This window comes from Ornithinicoccus sp. (genome assembly GCF_057176825.1).
Window position 1 is genome coordinate 329916 of sequence record NZ_CM169976.1, and the last position, 18973, is coordinate 348888.

18 protein-coding genes are annotated in these 18973 nt (G+C 72.8%); 9 read left to right on the forward strand and 9 right to left on the reverse strand.

Annotated features, from left to right (window positions below; genetic code table 11):
- Nucleotides 1–25: 25 nt before the first annotated feature.
- Nucleotides 26–1165, forward strand: a complete 1140-nt coding sequence (locus AC1QRC_RS01695) for an MFS transporter (protein WP_484205138.1) — start codon at nt 26–28, stop codon at nt 1163–1165.
- Here the strand turns inward: AC1QRC_RS01695 and AC1QRC_RS01700 are convergent.
- The gene (locus AC1QRC_RS01700; RefSeq protein ID WP_484205139.1) at nt 1129–2931 is read right to left on the reverse strand and encodes a GMC family oxidoreductase N-terminal domain-containing protein; all 1803 of its coding nucleotides are present in this window, start codon (nt 2929–2931) and stop codon (nt 1129–1131) included. The genes AC1QRC_RS01695 and AC1QRC_RS01700 overlap by 37 nt on opposite strands.
- The gene (locus AC1QRC_RS01705; protein ID WP_484205140.1) at nt 2928–3413 is read right to left on the reverse strand and encodes a glutathione peroxidase; all 486 of its coding nucleotides are present in this window, start codon (nt 3411–3413) and stop codon (nt 2928–2930) included. Before AC1QRC_RS01705 ends, AC1QRC_RS01700 begins: the two co-directional genes overlap by 4 nt.
- A gap of 62 nt (nt 3414–3475) precedes the next feature.
- On the opposite strand from AC1QRC_RS01705, the gene AC1QRC_RS01710 reads away from it, so the two are divergent.
- Nucleotides 3476–4498 carry an ATP-dependent 6-phosphofructokinase gene (locus AC1QRC_RS01710; RefSeq protein ID WP_484205141.1) on the forward strand — a complete coding sequence of 341 codons (1023 nt, stop codon included), beginning with the start codon at nt 3476–3478 and terminating at the stop codon, nt 4496–4498.
- 20 nt (nt 4499–4518) lie between these two features.
- Here the strand turns inward: AC1QRC_RS01710 and AC1QRC_RS01715 are convergent, their stop codons facing one another.
- The 3 genes from AC1QRC_RS01715 to AC1QRC_RS01725 are packed head-to-tail and all read right to left on the reverse strand — an operon-like array spanning nt 4519 to nt 6694.
- On the reverse strand, nt 4519–4890 hold the full coding sequence (locus tag AC1QRC_RS01715) for a DUF952 domain-containing protein (RefSeq protein WP_484205142.1): 372 nt from the start codon (nt 4888–4890) through the stop codon (nt 4519–4521).
- An 11-nt stretch (nt 4891–4901) separates the two neighbouring features.
- Nucleotides 4902–6197: an MFS transporter gene (locus tag AC1QRC_RS01720; RefSeq protein ID WP_484205143.1), complete on the reverse strand. Its 1296-nt coding sequence runs from the start codon at nt 6195–6197 to the stop codon at nt 4902–4904.
- A complete protein-coding gene (locus AC1QRC_RS01725; protein WP_484205144.1) occupies nt 6194–6694 on the reverse strand; it encodes a MarR family winged helix-turn-helix transcriptional regulator in 501 nt (166 codons plus the stop codon). Before AC1QRC_RS01725 ends, AC1QRC_RS01720 begins: the two co-directional genes overlap by 4 nt.
- 353 nt (nt 6695–7047) lie before the next feature.
- On the opposite strand from AC1QRC_RS01725, the gene AC1QRC_RS01730 reads away from it, so the two are divergent.
- The 3 genes from AC1QRC_RS01730 (at nt 7048) to ilvA (ending at nt 10057) form a co-directional block, all read left to right on the forward strand.
- Entirely contained in the window at nt 7048–8127 is a 1080-nt protein-coding gene (locus tag AC1QRC_RS01730) for a metallophosphoesterase (protein ID WP_484205145.1), read from the forward strand.
- Nucleotides 8124–8720, forward strand: coding sequence for a hypothetical protein (locus AC1QRC_RS01735; RefSeq protein WP_484205146.1), 597 nt, complete (start codon nt 8124–8126; stop codon nt 8718–8720). The genes AC1QRC_RS01730 and AC1QRC_RS01735 overlap by 4 nt, the downstream gene beginning before the upstream one ends.
- Before the next feature lie 74 nt (nt 8721–8794).
- Nucleotides 8795–10057, forward strand: a complete 1263-nt coding sequence (ilvA, locus tag AC1QRC_RS01740; protein ID WP_484205147.1) for a threonine ammonia-lyase IlvA — start codon at nt 8795–8797, stop codon at nt 10055–10057.
- Between the two features lie 5 nt (nt 10058–10062).
- Here the strand turns inward: ilvA and AC1QRC_RS01745 are convergent, their stop codons facing one another.
- From AC1QRC_RS01745 to AC1QRC_RS01760, 4 genes are all read right to left on the reverse strand, one after another.
- On the reverse strand, nt 10063–10767 hold the full coding sequence (locus tag AC1QRC_RS01745) for a M50 family metallopeptidase (protein WP_484205148.1): 705 nt from the start codon (nt 10765–10767) through the stop codon (nt 10063–10065).
- Between the two features lies 1 nt (nt 10768).
- A complete protein-coding gene (locus tag AC1QRC_RS01750) occupies nt 10769–12058 on the reverse strand; it encodes a saccharopine dehydrogenase family protein (RefSeq protein ID WP_484205149.1) in 1290 nt (429 codons plus the stop codon).
- Between the two features lie 187 nt (nt 12059–12245).
- Entirely contained in the window at nt 12246–12587 is a 342-nt protein-coding gene (locus AC1QRC_RS01755; RefSeq protein ID WP_484205150.1) for a VOC family protein, read from the reverse strand.
- A gap of 60 nt (nt 12588–12647) precedes the next feature.
- Entirely contained in the window at nt 12648–13838 is a 1191-nt protein-coding gene (locus AC1QRC_RS01760; protein WP_484205151.1) for an ROK family transcriptional regulator, read from the reverse strand.
- A gap of 67 nt (nt 13839–13905) precedes the next feature.
- Here AC1QRC_RS01760 and AC1QRC_RS01765 point away from each other — a divergent pair, with 67 nt between their 5' ends.
- The 4 genes from AC1QRC_RS01765 to AC1QRC_RS01780 are packed head-to-tail and all read left to right on the forward strand — an operon-like array spanning nt 13906 to nt 18897.
- On the forward strand, nt 13906–15447 hold the full coding sequence (locus AC1QRC_RS01765; protein ID WP_484205152.1) for a sugar ABC transporter ATP-binding protein: 1542 nt from the start codon (nt 13906–13908) through the stop codon (nt 15445–15447).
- Nucleotides 15444–16469, forward strand: coding sequence for an ABC transporter permease (locus AC1QRC_RS01770; protein ID WP_484205153.1), 1026 nt, complete (start codon nt 15444–15446; stop codon nt 16467–16469). The genes AC1QRC_RS01765 and AC1QRC_RS01770 overlap by 4 nt, the downstream gene beginning before the upstream one ends.
- A complete protein-coding gene (locus AC1QRC_RS01775; RefSeq protein WP_484205154.1) occupies nt 16466–17593 on the forward strand; it encodes an ABC transporter permease in 1128 nt (375 codons plus the stop codon). Before AC1QRC_RS01770 ends, AC1QRC_RS01775 begins: the two co-directional genes overlap by 4 nt.
- Nucleotides 17593–18897 carry a substrate-binding domain-containing protein gene (locus AC1QRC_RS01780; protein ID WP_484205155.1) on the forward strand — a complete coding sequence of 435 codons (1305 nt, stop codon included), beginning with the start codon at nt 17593–17595 and terminating at the stop codon, nt 18895–18897. Before AC1QRC_RS01775 ends, AC1QRC_RS01780 begins: the two co-directional genes overlap by 1 nt.
- The last annotated feature ends 76 nt before the right edge of the window (nt 18898–18973 follow it).

Below are 18973 nucleotides of genomic sequence, written 5' to 3' on the forward strand. Positions count from 1 at the left end.
AGCACCGACCCGCCCGCCCGGCCCGGTGGCGGCAGCATCGTTCGCCAGCAGCTTCGACCGGTTCGCAGTCAGCCCCCTCCTCGTGCTGGTGGCCGTGGACCTCGGCTCCACCCTGGCCCAGGCGCTGGCCGTCGCGAGCGCCTACTTCCTCGCCTACGGCCTGTGCCAGCCCCTGTGGGGCGTCCTGTCCGACCGGTTCGGCAGGGTCCGCCTGATGCGGGCCGCGCTCCTCGCGGCGGCCGCCGCCGGGGTCCTGTCCGCGCTGGCACCCACCCTGGGCCTACTCGTCGCCGCACGGGCGCTGACCGGGGCCTTCTTCGGCGCCGTGGTCCCCACCTCGCTCACCTACGTCGGCGACACGGTGGACGAGGAGCACCGGCAGCCGGCGCTGTCGGACCTGATGGGTGCCATGGCGGTCGGCACCGCCCTGGCCACGGCCGTCGCCGGGGTCCTGGGTGACCTGGTGGGCTGGCGCGTGGTCTTCGCCCTCCCGGCCGTTTTCGCCGTCGGGTGCTCCGTGGCGCTCCGCACCCTGCAGGAGCCGCCCCGGGAGGTCCGCGGCGGGGCGCTGGCCCTGATGCGGGAGAGCCTGCGGCACCGCTGGGTCCTGGTCGTCATCGGCCTCGCCCTGGTCGAGGGTGCCGTCACGCTCGGGGTCCTGACGCTGCTGGCGCCCTCGCTCCAGGCGCAGGGCACCAGCGCCGCCACCGCCGGGCTGGCCACCGCCGCCTACGGCGTGTCGGTGGTGCTCACCACGCGTCTGGTCCGGCTGGCGACGCACCGCCTCGAGATGGCCGGGCTGATGCTCGTCGGCGGGTCTGCGGTCGCCCTCGGGTATGCCGTGCTGGCCGTCCACGTGTCCGTCACCACCGTCCTGGTGACCGCGGCGCTGATCGGGGTGAGCTGGGCGTTCCTGCACACCTCGCTGCAGACGTGGGCGACGGCGGTCCTGCCGCACGCCCGGGGCACGGTCGTCTCGCTGTTCGCGGCCTCCCTGTTCGCCGGGAGCTCCCTCGGGGCCTGGGCCGCCGGGCCGCTCGGCCACCACGACCACTGGTCGCTGCTCTTCGGCCTCGCCGCCGCGGCCGCGGCGTTGCTGACGCTGGCGGCCGTGCTCGCCCGCCTCACCTACCGGCCGGGCCCCCTCGCGGGCTCCGCCCGCTGAGCACCGGGCTCCACCGGGCCCACCGGATCGAGCGGCCCCACCGGCTCGAGGGGCAACCGCAGCGCTCCGGGTGCGGGCCCGGGCACCGCGGGCCGCACCGGCGGCACCGGGCGGGTCACGGCATACGGCTGTCCCGGGGCGGGCCTGGGGTCCGGCTCGCCCCGGTTCGGCCACAGCGCCATCGCCCGCTCGGCCTGGGCGGTGATGGTCAGCGAGGGGTTGACGCCCAGGTTCGCCGAGACCGCAGAGCCGTCGACGATGTGCAGCCCCGGGTAGCCGTGCACCCGGTGGTAGGGATCGATCACCCCGCGCGCGGCGTCCTCCCCGATCACGCAGCCCCCGAGGAAGTGCGCCGTCAGCGGCCGGTCGAACGGCTCACCGATGTTGCCACCGGGGCTCCCGCCCACGATCCGGGCGATCCTGCGGACCGCCTCGTTGCCGGCCGGGATCCACGTCGGGTTCGGCGCCCCGTGCCCCTGCCGGGTCCCGAGCACCCACCGTCGGGTGAGCCGGCTGCGCCTGGGGTAGGTGGTGACCGAGTTGTCCAACGACTGCATGACCAGGGCGATCACGGTGCGCTCCGACCAGTGCCGCACGTCGTAGCGGTCGAGCAGGTCCCGCCGCTGCCGCCACATTTCACTCAGCCACTCGCGCCACCGGGGTCGACCGGTGTCCCCGTCGGTGAGCACCGTCTGGAGCAGCCCCATGACGTTGCTGCCGTGCCCGTAGCGGACCGGCTCGACGTGGGTCCGGGCGTCGGGGTGGAAGGAGGAGGTGATCGCCACGCCCTGCGAGAAGTCCGCATGGGTCGGCCCCGTGCCGGCCGGGCGCATCGCACCCAGGATCGACTCGGAGTTCGTGCGGGACAGCTCGCCCAGCCGGGGCGACAGCTCCGGCAGGTCCCCCTCCGCCCGCAGCCGGTGCAGCAACCGCTGGGTGCCCAGGGCGGACGCGGCGAGCACGACCTGCTCCGCCCGCAGCACATGCCGCCGGCGGCTCCGGGTGGGTCGGGTGTCGCGGACCGTCACCTCGAAGCCCCCGCCGGGGTCCGGACGGACGCGGGTGACCGTGGTCAACGGTCGGACCTGCACACCAAGCCCCTCGGCCAGGTGCAGATAGTTCTTGACCAGCGTGTTCTTGGCGTTGTGCCGGCACCCGGTCATGCATTCCCCGCAGTGGCGGCAGGCGGCACGTTCCGGCCCGGCACCACCGAAGTAGGGGTCCGGCACGGCCTGCCCCGGCGCGGCTCCCTCGGGCCCGAAGCAGACGCCGACGGGTGCCGCGCGGAAGGTGTGGCCGACGCCCATCTCCCCCGCCACCTCGCACATCACGGCGTCCGCCGGCGTGTGCCGGGGGTTGGGGGTCACGCCCAGCATCCGCCGGGCCTGGTCGTAGTAGGGCGCCAACTCGGCCCGCCAGTCGGTGATGTGCCCCCACTGCGGGTCCTCGTAGAACTCCTGCAGCGGCTCGTAGAGGGTGTTGGCGTAGACCAGCGAGCCGCCACCGACCCCGGCGCCGGACAGCACCATCACGTCGTCGAGCACGTCGATGCGCTGGATGCCGTAGCACCCGACCTCCGGCCGGAACAGGTAGCGCCGCAGGTCGAACGACGTTGTCGCGAAGTCCTCGTCGGCGAATCTCGCGCCGGCCTCGAGCACCAGCACCCGGTAGCCCTTCTCGGCCAGCCGCAACGCCGCGACGGACCCGCCGAAGCCGGAGCCGACGACGATGACGTCGGCGTCGCGCCCCGGCCCGGCACCGGTCACGGCAGGTGGGCCTCGATCGCCGCCACGACCTCCGGGGCCTCCGGCTCCGTGCGCGGGCGGAACCGGCCGACCACCTCACCGGCGGGGGTGAGGAGGAACTTCTCAAAGTTCCACTGGACATCCCCCGCCTCCCCGGCCGCGTCCTGCGCCGCGGTCAGCTCGGCATACAGCGGGTGCCGCCCCGCCCCGTTCACCTCGACCTTGTCCATCATCGGGAACGTGACGCCGTAGGTGGTCGCGCAGAACGTCTTGATCTCCTCGTTGCTGCCCGGCTCCTGGCCCATGAACTGGTTGCAGGGGAACCCGACGACGGTCAGCCCCCGGTCGGCATACGTCTGCTGCAGCCGCTCCAGGCCCGCGTACTGCGGGGTCATGCCGCACCGGGAGGCCACGTTGACCAGCAGCAGGAGGCGGTCCTCGTAGGCCGACAGGGACGTCGGCTGCCCGTCGAGGTCCGTCAGGGGGATGTCGTGGATGCTCACGCAGCGCAGCCTACGACGCCGCGCATTTCCGGTTCGGCGGCGGACCGACCAGACTTGGCCCCGTGAAGATCGGCATCCTGACCAGTGGCGGCGACTGTCCCGGCCTGAACGCGGTGATCCGCGGCGCGGTCATCAAGGGCGACTCCATCTACGACCACCAGTTCCTCGGCATCAAGGACGGCTTCAAGGGGCTGGTGCTGGACAAGATCAGCAAGCTGCCCCGCAAGCAGGTCCGTGGCCTGGCCAAGCAGGGCGGCACCATCCTCGGGACCTCCCGGACCAGCCCCTTCGACCACGGGGGCGCGGAGCGGGTCAAGGAGGTGATGGCCAAGCACGGGATGGACGCGGTGATCGCCATCGGCGGGGAGGGCACGCTGACCGTCGCCCGGATGCTGCACGAGGACGGCGTGCCGATCATCGGGGTCCCCAAGACGATCGACAACGACCTGTCGGCGACGGACTACACCTTCGGCTTCGACACGGCCGTCGCCATTGCCACCGAGTCCATCGACCGGCTGCGCACCACCGCCGAGTCGCACCACCGCTGCATGGTGGTCGAGGTGATGGGCCGTCACGTCGGGTGGATCGCGTTGCACGCCGGCCTGGCCTCCGGCGCCCACGCGGTGCTGATCCCCGAGGTGCCGGTCACGATCGAGCAGATCACCGGGTGGGTCAAGGCCACCGTCTCCCGCGGCCGTGCCCCGGTCGTGTGCGTCGCCGAGGGGTTCCGCCTCAAGGGCGAGGAGGACGTCGTCGCCAAGCTGGGGCTGGACCACATGGGCCGCCCCCGCCTCGGCGGCATCGGGGACCAGCTGACCCCCATGATCGAGGAGCTCTCCGGGATCGAGACCCGCTGCACCACCCTGGGGCACCTGCAGCGGGGCGGCGTGCCGACGGCATACGACCGGGTGCTGGCCACCCGCTTCGGGATCGCCGCCGTCGACGCGGTCACCAAGAAGAAGTGGGGCACGATGGTCGCGCTGCGCGGCACCGAGATCCAGTCGGTGCACCTGTCCGACGCGACGCACGAGCTCAAGGAGGTTCCGTACTCCCGCTGGGAGGAGGCGGCGATCCTCTTCGGCTGACCGGTCGGGCCTGCCGAGCGTCAGGGTGCCGGGTCGACGGTGAGTATGCCGTCACGCACCCGTGCCGGCCGGGCCGCGGTGACCGCGCGGAGTGGGATCGGGCCATAGACGTGCGGGAACAGGGGCGACTCCGGATCGGCGGGGTCGCCGGGCTCGTCGCGGACGGGGGATCCGGCGGCCTCCAGCCGGGCCCGGTCGAGCTCGAGCACCACGTAGTCGCCCGGTGCGCCGGCGTAGAACGCGGCGACCACGCCGGGCAGCTGCGCGGGATACGAGCAGTGCACGAACCCGACCTCCGCCAGGGACGCGCCGAGAGTGGACCGCCGGTAGCTGCCGGCCTCCCGGGCCGCCGCCCACTCGGCCGCCTCCGCGAGGTGCCACAGGGTCGTCATGGCGGGTGAGGCTACCGCTCCACCCCCGTCGCTGCCGCCGCGCCACCCACCGCGTGATCGGTCTCGACGGGGACACCGCCCTCCAGGGTGAGGCGGCGCAAGGGCCGGTTGGTCGCCGCCACGGCCAGGACGCCGACGACGCACAGGGCGCCTCCGGTGGCCAGTGCGATCGGGGCCGAGGTCAGGCCGGCCACGACGCCGCCGCGGAAGTTGCCCAGGTTTGGCCCCGCGACCCCGATGACGTGCTCGACCGAGGAGACCCGGCCCAGGTGGCTGTCGGGGGTGACCAGCTGGATGGTGGCACCCCGCGAGGTGACCGACACGGTGTCGGCGGCGCCGGCGAGGGCCAGGCAGGCCAGGGCGAGCCAGAGGGGGCCGGCGAGCCCGAAGCCCGCCAGGCCAAGCCCCCAGACGGTGGCCGCACCGAGCTGCACGGCACCGAGCCGGCGGGCCCTGGTGGTCAGCCCGGAGAACAGGCTCGCCAGCACGCCCCCGACCGCAATCGCCGACAGGAAGTAGCCGAGGGTCCGCGGGTCGCCGCCGAACCGGATCTCGTTGATCATCGGGAAGAGTGAGATCGGCATCGCCAGCAGCGTGGCCAGCAGGTCGGTCACGCAGGAGCCGTGCAGCACGGGGCGGCTCCGGATGAGTCGCAACCCGTCGGCGATGGAGCGCAGCCCCCGGGGCTGGCCCGGCGTCCTGGTGAGCGGGGGCAGCGGCGGCAGACCGAGTACCCCGACGAGGCCGGCGCAGACGGCGACGGTGTCGACGACGTAGCAGACGGTGAGGCCCCATTCGGCGATGATCAGCCCGCCCAGGGCCGGACCGACGAGCATCGCCACCTGGAAGGAGAGCAACTGCAACGCGATCCCGGCCGCCACCTGGTCGCGCGGGAGGAGTCGGGTCGGGAAGGTCCTGCGCGCGGGGGCTCCCAGGGCGCCGCACCCGGACGACACCGCCACCAGGCCCAGCAGCAGCGCCAGGTTGTCGGCGTCGGCCACCGCCTGCGCGGTGAACCCGAGCGCCGCCGCGATCTGCCCGAGCGTGGTCCACAGGACCAGGGAGCGCCGGTCCACCGCGTCGGCGAGCGAGCCGCCCCAGAGTCCGCACACGATCATCGGCCCGGCATGGGCCAGGCCGATCGCCCCGGTCCAGAAGGGGCTGTGCGTCATCTCCCACACCTGGAAGAGCACGGCCACCGTCATGATCTGGGCGCCGATGGCCATCAGCGAGCTCCCCGCCCAGAGCCGGGCGAAGGGCGCGCTGGTGCCCAGCGGACGCAGGTCGATCAGGCCGGCGCGGCTCATGACGGCTCCCCCGCAGGCCCACCGGCGTCGAGGCGGTCGGCGATGCGCGTGGTGAAGTCGCGCTCGGCCAGCCGCTCCCGGACGGCGGCGATGTAGTCACCGATCCCGAAAGGCAGCTCGGCGTCCAACTCGGCGATGGCACCCTCCGTGGCCCGCCACTCCGCATCCAGGAACGGCACCAGCTCCCGGCCCCGGTCGGTCAGGTCCACGACGCGGGTGCGGGCGTCAGGGCCGGGCGCGGTCTCGACCAACCCCTCGCCGCGCATCGCCGTCACCGTCTGGCTGACGGCCGAGTGGGTCATGTCGAGGCTCTCGGCGAGCTCGCGAATGGTGAGCGGGCCGGTGTGCGAGAGCCGGAGGAGCGGGTAGGCGAACCGGGGGCGGACGCCGACGATGTTCCGCTCGGCATACAGCCTGGCGATGGCGTCGTCCATCTCCTGCTGCAGCTCGCGCAGCGGCCGCCAGTAGCTCTCATGGGTCGGGTCAGATTTTGTCACAGCGCTAATATAACAGTCCTTACATTATTCTCCGTTCACCGAGCCGTGCGCCCGCCGTCATGCTCCGCTGCCGCTCGCGTTGCCTGGGGCGGGCAGGGTCGAGAGGAGCCCGCCGCCCGCACCACAGCCCGAAGGACCGCCCATGAAGCGCGCACCCCTCGTCCTGTCCGGCGTCATCGCCGCGCTGGCCCTCGCCCCACTCACCGCCCCGGCCACGACCGGCTCCGACGGCTCCGACGTGGGGCCGGGAAGCGAGGCCGCGGACCGACCCGGCTTCCGCGTGCTGCCCTACCTCCTCAACCCCGCCGAGACCTCGATGACCGTCGTCTGGTTCAGCGAGACCCCCGAGCCGGGTGAGCTGGAGGTCAGCGGCCCACGCCTGCGCGGAGGCCGTGGAGCGGCATACCTCCGAGCTGGAGTTCCAGCCGCTGCTGGGCTACACGCAGGCGGAGCTGGACCAGGAGATCGCCGGGCTCGAGCAGGGGTCCTGGCTCAAGGGTCCCTCCAACTACAAGCACGTCGTCGAGCTCACCGGCCTGAAGCCCGGGGAGGGCTACGACTACACCGTCACGCAGGGTGGCCAGAGCCACTCGGCCACCTTCACGACCGCCCCGCGGCGGCACTCCTGGGACTCCGTGCGGATCGTCGCGTTCAGCGACACCGAGACCGAGCCCTACGGGCGGATCGAGCACCGGGAGTGGGAACTGAACCCTATCTCCGGGCTCAGCGAGGGGTCGCTGGACCGCCCAGGGCCGGGGTCGGCGTGGGCCGAGCGCTTCGGCAGCGCGATCCGCTACGGCGAGTTCACCCTGAACTACCCGCTGAGCCAGGACACCGCGATGCGGGAAAACTATGCGCACATCGAGGCCGCGGATCCGGATCTGCTGCTTGTCGCGGGCGACCTGGCGCAGGGGTCCGGCTACCAGCCCGCCTGGGACGAGTTCTTCGGCTATGTCGCCGGGGAGCACGGCGCCCTGGCGTCGCGGACGCCGCTGCTGACGGCGCTGGGCAACTGGGAGACCTTCGCGGCCCTCAACGGCGGATACGGCACGGACGCCGACCGTAGCCCCGCCGTGATCTCCCGGAACAAGTACCACGCCTACTGGGAACGGCCGGGTGACTCGGACAACCCGCAATACCGCGGCTCCTACTACCGGACCGACCACGGGCCGGTGACGATCCTGACGCTCGACTCGACGAACGGCATACCCGACGAGGACACCCGCACCGGCGAGACCAAGCCGGTGTTCAGCGGTGACGACACGAACCTCACCCCGGAGAACCTGTCGACCGACACCCAGGGCGAGTTCACCGCCGAGTCCTACACCGAGGCATTCCTCGACGTCTTCCCCGGCAGCACCCCTGCCGACGTCGACCTCCCCAACGTCAACGAGGGCACCGCCCAGTGGGCCTGGACACAGCGAGCAACTTGACCCAGGCCCGCGAGGAGAACCGGATCGTGCTCGTCCAGTTCCACCACGCTGCCTACTCCAGCGGCGTGCACGGCACCCCGCCGAACCACGAGTTCCCGGACAACCAGTCCGGGGTGGCCATGCGGGCCTACTCCCCCATGTTCGAGGAGTTTGGTGTGGCGGCGGTGATCTCCGGGCACGACGAGATGTTCGAGCGCTCCTGGGTCGACGCCGACGGTGACGGCCGGGGCTTCCACAGCTATGACGTGGGCGTGGCTTCCGACGGCCTGCGCGGCGAGCAGCTCGTGCCGGACGGGGACGGCGGCTACCAGCCGCTCCGGTTCAACACGCACTCGGAGTGGATGGCCGCCACGGACGAGCCGGAGACCTGGGTCGAGGAGGACGGGGTGCTGCAGCTGCAGGACGGCGGGCTGCACTACGGCCACCTGCAGATCGACATCGTGCGCCAGGGACGGGACGCCGAGGTGACGCTGACGCCGGTCTACATCTTCCCCGTGCTCGACTCCGACTACGACCTGGTGCGGACCGAGCGCCGGGTGTATGACGATGTCGTCACCTTCCGCACCGGTCGGGACGGTACCCCCAGGGGCTGACGCTTCCCCTGGGCCGCGGACGCCCGGGGCGGGCGGGTGCGCGGGGGGACCCACCGGGCGTGGGAGGCTGGAGCATGCCCGTTTCGACACCGACGGTGAACGCCGAGGACATCGACGCCGCGGCCCAGCGCCTCGCCGGCCTGGTCAGCATCACGCCGCTGACCCGCAGCCACCGGCTCTCCGAGGCCACCGGCGCCAAGGTGCTCCTCAAGCGCGAGGACCTGCAGCCGGTCCGCTCCTACAAGAACCGCGGCGCCATCAACCTGATCTCCCAGCTGCCGCCCGAGGAGCACGCCAAGGGCGTGGTCTGCGCGAGCGCGGGCAACCACGCCCAGGGGGTCGCCTTCGGCTGCGCAGCCCTGGAGGTGCCGGCCCGGATCTTCCTGCCCCGCACCACACCGCGGCAGAAGCGGGACCGGGTGGCCGAGATCGGCGGGGAGTTCGTCGACGTCGTCGTCGGGGGCGCCACATATGACGAGGCCGCGGCGGCCGCGCTGGAGCACTCCCGCCGGACCGGCGCCACCCTGATCCCCGCCTTCGACCACCCCAAGACGATCGCCGGCCAGGGCACCGTGGCCCGCGAGATCGTCGGCGTCATCGGCCACGCCCCCGACGTGCTCGTGGTCCCCGTGGGCGGCGGGGGGCTGCTGGCCGGGGCGCTGACCTGGCTGCGCGCCCAGCCCGACGGCGACCGGACCCGCGTCGTCGGGGTGGAGCCCGCGGGCGCGGCCAGCATGGCCGCGGCCCTCGCCGCGGGCGAGCCGGTCGCCCTGGCCGAGGTCGACCCGTTCGTGGACGGAGCGGCGGTGAAACGCGCGGGGGACACGACATACCCCCTCGTGCGCGACGGGCGTGCCGAGCTGGTCACGGTGCCCGAGGGCCGGGTCTGCCAGGAGATGCTCGCGCTCTATCAGACCGAGGGGATCGTGGCCGAGCCCGCCGGGGCTCTCGCGGCCGCGGCCCTGGACAGCCTCGACCTGGCGGCGGGTCAGACGGTCGTCGCCGTGCTGTCGGGGGGCAACAACGACGTGCTGCGCTATCCCGAGGTCGTGGAGCGGGCCCTGGTCCACGAGGGACGCAAGCACTACTTCCTGGTGAACTTCCCGCAGGAGCCGGGGGCCCTGCGGCGGTTCCTCGACGAGGTGCTCGGCCCCGACGACGACATCGCGCTGTTCGAGTACGCCAAGCGCAGCAACCGGGAGATCGGCCCTGCCCTGGTCGGCATCGAGCTGGGCCGGGCCGAGGACCTGCAGCCCCTGCTGGACCGGATGGCACGGTCCTCCATCTCCTCCGAGCGCATCCCGCCGGACAGCCCGCTGTTCCGCTTCATCCTGTAGGCGGATCACCCGGCGGTGAGCAGCAGCCACGCCCCAGCGGCCGCGGCGGCCGTCGTGACGATCGCAAACACCCCGACCCAGAGGATCGCCGGGAGACCTGTGAGCCCGGCCAGCTGGTCGGCGTCGGACGTCCGGGCCCGGCCACCCCGGCGCTGTCGGGCGAGCTCCACGACCGAGCGGGGCGCGGCCAGCAGCAGCCCCCACACGAGCAGGTAGCCGATCCAGCCCAGCACCCCCGGCGGCAACAGCCAACTGGCCGCGGCGACCCCGCCGCCGAGCACCAGGACCACCCACAGCCCGTAGAGGTTGCGGACCAGCACCAGCATCAGCGCGCACGAGGCGACGACCAGCCAGAGCAGCCCCACGGCATACCCCCTGGTCAGCAGCCAGGCGGCACCGAGGGCGAAGACCGCGGGCGCCGGGTAGCCGGCCGCGAGCGTGGCCACCATCCCCGGGCCGCGAGGGCGGCCGCGGGAGACCGTGACCCCAGAGGTGTCGGCGTGCAGCCGGATGCCGGTGAGGCGACGCCCGGACAGCACGGCGACCAGCGCGTGCCCCGCCTCGTGGACGACGGTGACCAGGTACCGGACCAGGCGGTAGCCGGCCGGGGAGCCCACCACCACGAGCGCCCCGACGCCGAGCGCGACGACGAGCGCCGTCCCGGGGACGGGCTGGGTGGACGTCGCTGCGTCCCAGATCTCCCGGAGCACGTCAGCCCGTCGGCAGCGACTCGCTGGCCAGCGTGAAGCCACGGCTGCGCAGCCGCTCCACCAGGAACGGTCCGAGCGCGGTGGCCGGGGTCAGCACGCCCGCCCCCGTGCCCTCCCCGGCGGCGAGCGCCAGCGCCGCCTGACCGAACATCACCGCCGTGCCGTCGTAGCCAGGGTCCAGGTCGGCGGCCACGGTGGTGCGGTAGCGGGCGCCGGAGTCGGTGCCTGCCAGGATCTCCATGGTGAAGGCGCCCTGGGCCCGTTCCTCCTGGGTCGGGCCGTCCCCCGGGGCGGGCAGGAACCGGTCGAGCACCGCCCGTGTGGGGCGGAACGCCAGGCCCGCCCCGACCGCTGTCAGACCGCCGACCGCCGCGGCCGCACGGGCCGCCCCGCCCGGGCCGGCCCCCACGTCGTGCAGCTCCCGGTACCGGAACGCCGACCCGTAGCCCTCCGCCAGGGCATGCGACCGCCGGACGACCGGGGCGTTGAAGCCACCCATCACGAAGGGCACCCGCCACCTGCCCGTGGCGGGGTCCTGCCGGACGGATCCCACCCCGCGACCCCGTCGGCGCGGTGCGGCGACCGGCTGACCGGACGGGTCGGGCTGCGGCGTGCGCACCGGGGCCGGTCGGGGCCCGGACAGGGCCTCGGGGTCCGCCAACACCGCCCGGGCACCGGCGTCGGCACGGGCCGCGATCACCTGCTGGCGCATCGAGTCGATGGTGCCCCCGGAGAGGCCGCCGCGCAGCCGGCGCACCGTGAGCTCGGTGTCGGTCAGCCCCCCGCGCCCGTCCCGGCCGGCCTGGCGCGCCGTCACCCAGACCCCCAGGTCGGAGGGCACGGAGTCGAAACCGCAGGCGTGCACGATCCGGGCGCCGCTCTCCCGCGCGACCTCATGCAACTCCTGCACCGTCCGGTGCACGAAGAGGACCTCACCGGTGAGGTCGGCGTAGTGAGTGCCCGCCCGGGCACAGGCGCGGACGAGCGGGAGCCCCCGCACGGCATACGGTCCGACGGTCGTGGCCAGCGCCGTGGTCCTGCTCGCGAGCGCAGCAGCCGCCGACGGGTCCGTCGCATCCACCTCGATCAGCGGCCACTCCGCGGCCCCGCCGGGCAGCTCGCGACGGAGCGCCTCCAATCGCTCCCGGGAGCGACCGGCGAGGCCGATGCGCAACCGCCCGGGCGCGGCCTCGGCCAGGTGCGCCGCGGTCAGGCGGCCGACGAAGCCGGTGGCACCGACCAGGACGAGGTCGAACTCGCGGGCTCCGCCCGCGGCGGACTGCTCGGGCACATCGTCGGCGGGGGACGGGGCGGGCGACGAGGCGGCGACGGGGCGGCAGACGGGGCGGCAGACGGGGCGGGCGACATGGCCCCATCGTGGCACCTCCCCCTGCCAATTTTCGTAGCGGGTTTGACGCCCGATCCCGCATTTTCGTAGCGACTTTGCAGGTCCCGGTCACGGGCCAGCGCGTCCCCGGTCAGCGCGGAGCGCCGCCGACGCCGACCTCGTTGCCATCGGGATCGCGGAACAGCGCCTTGCGGACCCCGTTGTCGTAGGTCTCGCTTGCCGCGGGCTCCAGGCCCCGGCCCGCGGCCGCCGCCAGGAAGGCGTCCAGGTCGTCCACGAAGAGGGTGACCATGGAGTGCCCGGCCCGGGCCGGCGCCACCTCGACGTAGACGTGGCCGCGCCCGGTCACCGTCCAGACGTGCTCGGAGTCATTGGGCCGGAAGGTCTCCACCTCGCCGAGGAGCCGGTCGAACCAGTCGACGGCGCGCGGCAGGTCACTCACGGCGACGCCGGCAAAGACATCGATCTCCATGCGCTCCTCCTCATCGGCAGCAAACCCGCTACGAAAAGGCGGGATCGGGGGGCAATCCCGCTACGAAATTTGGTGGGACGCCGCGGCGGCCTCGATCGCCTCCGGCGACAGGACGTGACCGATCGCCATCATCGCGGCACCGAGGACACCGGCGCGGGCACCGGCGGAGGAGGAAACGACCCGGAGGTGCTCGGTGGCCAGCGGCAGCGACCGCTGGTAGACGACCTCGCGCAGGCCGGCGATCAGGTGCTCCCCTGCGTCGGCGAGGCGTCCGCCGATCACCACGACGGAGGGGTTGATGAGGTTCACCATCGTCGCGACGACCTCCCCCAGGTCGCGACCGGCCTGGCGGACCTGCTGGACGGCGGCCAACTCCCCGGCGCGCACCAGGTCGACGACGTCCTGCGGTCCGCGGGCCGGGATCCCCGCCTCCGAGAGGCGGGCGGCCAGCGCCGGCCCGGCGGCGACCGCCTCCAGGCAGCCCTCGTTGCCGCACCGACACTGCACCCCGGCGCCGCTGCTGACCCGGACGTGCCCCAGGTCGCCGGCGGTGCCCTGGGCGCCGCGCTGCAGGCGGCCCCCGGAGATGATGCCGGCACCGATGCCGGTGGCGACCTTGATGAAGACCAGGTCGTCGACGTCGGGCAGGTGGGTGCGCTGCTCCCCCAGCGCCATGATGTTGACGTCGTTGTCGATGAGCACCGGGACCGGGAAGGTGCGCTGCACCGTCGCGGGCACGTCGTAGCGGTCCCACCCCGGCATGATCGGCGGGTTGATCGGTCGCCCGGTCGAGTGCTCGACCGGCCCGGGTAGCCCGATCCCGATCGCCGCGAGGTCCGCGACCGGGCGACCCGCCTCGCCCAGCAACCGACCGACCGTGTCGGTGACCCAGCGCAGGACGGACTCGGGCCCGTCCGCGATGTCCAGGTCCGCCCGGACGGTGCCGAGGATCTGCCCCGCCAGGTCGGAGAGCACCGCCACCGCATGGCTGGCCCCGATGTCGATCCCCGCGACCACCCGGGCCGAGGGGTTCAGCGCAAACAGCGACGGGGGCCGCCCGCCTGTGGAGCGCGCGTCGCCGTAGGGCGCGACCAGGCCGAGCCGCATCAGCACATCGACCCGCGCCGTGATCGTGGACCGGGCCAGCCCGGTCGCCTCCGCCAGCTGGGCACGGGTCCGCGGCCGACCGTCCCGGAGCAGCTCGAAGACATCACTGGTGCGCACTCCGGCAGTGAACCACGAAGACTTCATCACGTCCATACAACATCTTTTGTTTGTCTCTCGACAAAAGCCTGTGATCCGTGCCATAGTCCGAAACGTGCCGTCCACCGTCGTGCCCACCACGTCAGCGAGCCCCGCCACGGAGCAGGTCGCACCCCTGCTGCGTGCCCGGGGTCTGACCAAGCGCTTCTTCGGCAACGCGGTCCTGCGGGACGTCGACCTCGACCTCTACCCGGGCCGGGTGCACGGGCTGGTCGGGGAGAACGGCGCGGGCAAGTCCACCCTGATGAAGGTCCTCGCCGGGGTCCACCAGCCCGACGGGGGCACGGTGGAGATCGCCGGGGAGCCGGTCCACTTCAGCCACCCGGTGCAGGCCCAGCAGGCCGGGCTGTCCACGGTCTTCCAGGAGTTCAACCTGCTCCCGGACCGGACGGTCGCGGAGAACATCTACCTGGGCCGCGAGCCGCGCAACCGCGGGCTCGTCGACACCCGGCAGATGCAGCGGGACACCACCGAGCTGCTCGCCGGACTGGGGGTGACGGGCCTGTCCGCCACCCGCGTCGTCCGCTCACTCTCAGTGGCCGAGCAGCAGATCGTGGAGATCGCCAAGGCGGTCAGCTACGACGCCCGGATCATCTCGATGGACGAGCCGACCGCGGCGCTGGCCGACAACGAGGTGGAGCTGCTCTACACGATCATCGAGCGCCTGCTCGCCCGGGACGTCGCGATCCTCTACGTCTCCCACCGGTTGAAGGAGATCTTCGACCTCTGCGAGACCATCACGGTCCTCAAGGACGGGGCGCACGTCGCGACCTCACCGGCGACCGAGCTGGACGACGCGTCTCTGGTGCGCCTCATGGTCGGCCGCCCCATCTCCTCCTTCTTCCCCGACCCGGCACCGGGCACGGAGGCGGGCGAGGAGCTGCTCGGCCTCGCGGGGGCAGGCAACGGGTATGTCGACAGCATCGACCTGTCCCTGCGCGCCGGTGAGATCGTGGGTCTGGCGGGGTTGCAGGGGTCCGGACGGACCGAGGTGCTCGAGGGCATCTTCGGGGTCACCCCGTTCACCCGCGGGTCCGTGCGGCTGCACGGGGCGAACGTCCGGATCGGCTCACCCCGCCAGGCGATCCGGCACGGGATGGCGCTGGTCACCGAGGACCGCAAGGCCAAGGGACTGTCCCTGAACCAGTCGGTCCTGGACAACGCGCTGGGCGTGGTCCGGGCCGTCTTCCCGCGGCGCACCGGGAGCGCCCGCCGGGGGATGCCCGGCCTGTTGTCCTCGCTGCAGGTCGCCGCGCGCGGCATGGACCAGGAGGTCCAGTTCCTCTCCGGCGGCAATCAGCAGAAGGTGGTGCTGGCCCGCTGGCTGAGCACGCACCCCCGCGTGGTGCTGATGGACGAGCCGACCCGGGGCATCGACGTCGGCGCCAAGCACGGGATCTACGAACTGATGCGTGGCCTGGCGGCTGAGGGGGTCGCCGTCCTCATGGTGTCCAGCGAGCTGCCCGAGGTGCTGGGCATGTCCGACCGGATCCTGGTGATGCGCGACGGTCGACTGGCCGGGGAACTGCCGGCCGGGTCCTCCGAGGAGGACGTGCTCAACCTGGCCACCGGCGCGACCGAGGCGGGCGCGGCATGACGCCCCGCTCCGGGCGCGCGGGTGCGCCGATCACCTCGACGGCCATCGTCTACCTGGTGCTGCTGCTGGTCATCGTGGCGGGCGCGGTGCTGACCGCGCTCTCCGGGCGCAACTTCTTCAGCCCGGGCAACATCTCGGCGATCCTGACCGGCACCAGCATCCTGGGCTTCATCGCGATCGGCCAGACCCTGGTCATCCTGGCGGGCAGCCTCGACCTGTCGGTCCCCTACGTCACCAGCCTCTCCAGCCTGATCGCCGGCGGCCTGATGGCCGGACAGACCAGCAACATCCTGGTCGGGGTCGTCGTGGCGCTCCTGGTCTCGGCGGCCATCGGCCTGGTCAGCGGGGTCGTGGTGGCCCACTGGCGCGTGCACGGCTTCATCGCCACCCTCGGGATGGGCCTGATCCTCTCCGGCTACCTGGCGACCAACTACAAGGGCACGGCCGGGTCGGCGCCCCGCGACTTCCGCCTGATCGGGGCGACCAACATCGGGCCGGTCCCGGTCTCCACCCTGATCATGCTCGGCTGCGCGGTGCTGGTGATCCTGATGCTGCGCCGCACCCGGATCGGGCACCACCTGTATGCCGTGGGAGGCAACGCGGAGATCGCCCGCATGTCCGGGCTCCGCACCGCGACGCCCGTCGTGCTGGCCCACGTGCTGTGCTCGGTGCTCGCCGGGATCGCGGGTCTGCTGCTGCTCGCGCGCCTGTCGGTGGGCAGCCCCACCATCGGCACCCAGGGCGGCTACGACCTGATGTCGATCGCCGCCGTCGTCCTCGGCGGCACCGTGCTCGCCGGAGGCAAGGGCAACGTGCTGGGCACCCTCGGGGGCGTGGCCATCTTCGCCGTCCTCGACAACGTGATGGGCGTCATGGAGGTCAACCCGTTCCTCAAGGACGTGATGCGCGGCCTGGTCATCATCGTGGCGGTCGCCGTCTACGCCCGCCGCACCACCGACCGACGGCCCGCCCGCTTCGCCAAGCCGTCCCTGACCGACGCAGCCCTCCAGGAGGCACGGTGAGCACCGCGACGACCCCCGGGCTGGGACTGGACCGCTCCGGCCGGGCCCCCCTGGCCGAGCACCAGGGCAGCGTCGGGCAGCGCGTCGTGCGGGCGCTGGGGACACCCGGGGGCGCAGTGTTCCTCCTCACCCTCGCCCTCCTGCTCGCCGTGATCACCGCCAACCCCAACTTCGGCGAGCCCGGCTCCCTGATCCGCTTCGTCGGCCGCACCGCCCCCATCGCGATCGCCGCGATGGGCCAGTACTTCGTGATCGTCTCCGGCGAGTTCGACCTCTCGATGGGGTCGGTCGTCACCATGCAGGTCGTGGTGGCCGGCAACCTGATCGGCCAGGACGAGTCGCGGATCCTGCCGGTGATGGCGCTGATGGTCGGGCTGGGAGTGCTCGTCGGGCTGGTCAACGGGCTGGCGACCACGCTGCTGCGGGTACCCAGTTTCATCGTCACCCTCGGCACGATGCTGGCGCTGTCCGGGCTGGTGCGCTACCTCACCGGGGGCGCCGCCACCGGCAACCCGGTCGACAGCTTCCGGCAGATCGGCCGCGGCGGCATCCGGGACGTCCCCGTCCTCGACATCATCCCCTACCCCGCGATCATCCTGCTGGTCACGGCGCTGCTCGCGGTCTGGTTGATGCGGCGCCCGTTCGGCCGCACCCTGATCGCCGCCGGCGACAACGCGCAGACCGCCCAGCTCTCCGGCACCGCCGTGTGGTGGTTGAAGACCCGGGCCTTCATCCTGTCCTCCCTCGCCGCGACCGTCGCCGGGATCATCCTGGTCGGCTACGCCGGGGTGCACCCCTCCGTCGGGCGCGGCTACGAGTTCACCGCGATCACCGCCGTCGTCCTCGGCGGGGTCGTCCTCGGCGGCGGCCGGGGCTGGGTGCTGTCGGCCGCGGCCGGCGCCTTCGCGCTGGAGCTGCTGTTCACCCTCCTCAATTTCCTCGGCGTCGCCTCCACGTGGCGCGACACCGTGCAGGGCGTGATCATCATCCTCGCCGTCGCCGCGGCCGGACGCGCGTGGACCGCCCGGCGCCGACCCCAACGCGCGACTCCCGAACCCCCCGGCACCTCCCGTGCCACCGTCCCCACCCCGCCCGCCCCGGGCACCACCACAGGAGAGAACTGATGCGCAGAACGAAGCTGGCACGCCCCCTGGCGGCCGTGGCCGCGCTCGCGATACTCGCGGCGTGCTCGACAGATGATTCCCTCGACGACCCCGACACCGCCTCCGCCGAGGACGCCGCCGCCGGCGACGACGCGGGTGACGACGCCGACGACGCCGCCACCGATGACGACGCCGAGGGCGACGACGACGGCGGCGAGGACGACGGCGAGGACGACGGATCGAGCGAGGACTGGTTCGACCAGTCGGTGTTCGACACCCAGTACGACCAGCGCTCGGCCTCCTTCGAGGGTGACCCCGAGCAGCCGTGGCTGCAGTACATCGACGGTCCGATGACCGACACCTCCGAGTACGCCTCGGACGGCGCGAAGAAGGTCTGTTTCGCCAACGCCTCGATCAGCAACCCGTGGCGGCAGACCGGCTGGATCACGATGAACGAGCAGCTCAAGGCGCTGCAGGAGTCGGGCGTCATCTCCGAGATGGAGACCCGTGACGCCGCGGACGACGACAACACCCAGATCGCCGACATCGACTACTTCATCGCCGAGGGCGACTGCGACGCGTTCGTCATCTCGCCGAACTCGACGGCCGCGATGACCCCGGCGGTGGAGCGGGCCTGCGACACCGGCAAGCCGGTCGTCGTCTTCGACCGCGGCGTGGAGACCGACTGCGCCACCACGTTCATCCACCCGATCGGTGGCTACGCGTGGGGCATCGACACCGCGGAGTTCCTCGTCGACGGCCTGAACGAGGGCGACAAGGTCGTGGCCCTGCGGATCCTGCCGGGCGTGGACGTCCTGGAGCACCGCTGGGCGGCCGCCGAGCGGATCTTCGAGGAGAACGGCATCGAGGCGGTCGACTACTTCACCGGTGCCGACCCGACGGAGATCAAGAAGATCATCTCCGACGAGCTGGCCCGCGGCGACGTCCACGGCGTGTGGATGGACGCCGGGGACGGCGCGGTCGCCGCCATCGAGGCGTTCGAGGACGCCGGCGCCGACTACCCGGTGATGACGGGTGAGGACGAGATGAGCTTCCTGCGCAAGTGGGAGGACACCGGCCTGACCGGCCTGGCCCCGGTCTACTCCAACTTCCAGTGGCGCACCCCGCTGCTGGCGGTGGAGCAGATCTTCGCCGGCGAGGAGGTGCCCGCCGAGTGGGTGCTGCCGCAGGAGCCGATCACCGAGGGCGAGCGCGCCGACTACCTCGCGGCCAACGAGGGAATGCCGGACGGGCACTACGCCAAGTTCGGCGGCGAGGAGCTGCCCGGCTACCCCCAGGTCTGGCAGGACCGCGTCATCCCCTGACCGGCGCGCCCGTCAGGACCACACCGGTGATCGCACCGGTCCCGTGACGGGACGGCGGGTCCGCCGCTTCGGCTGC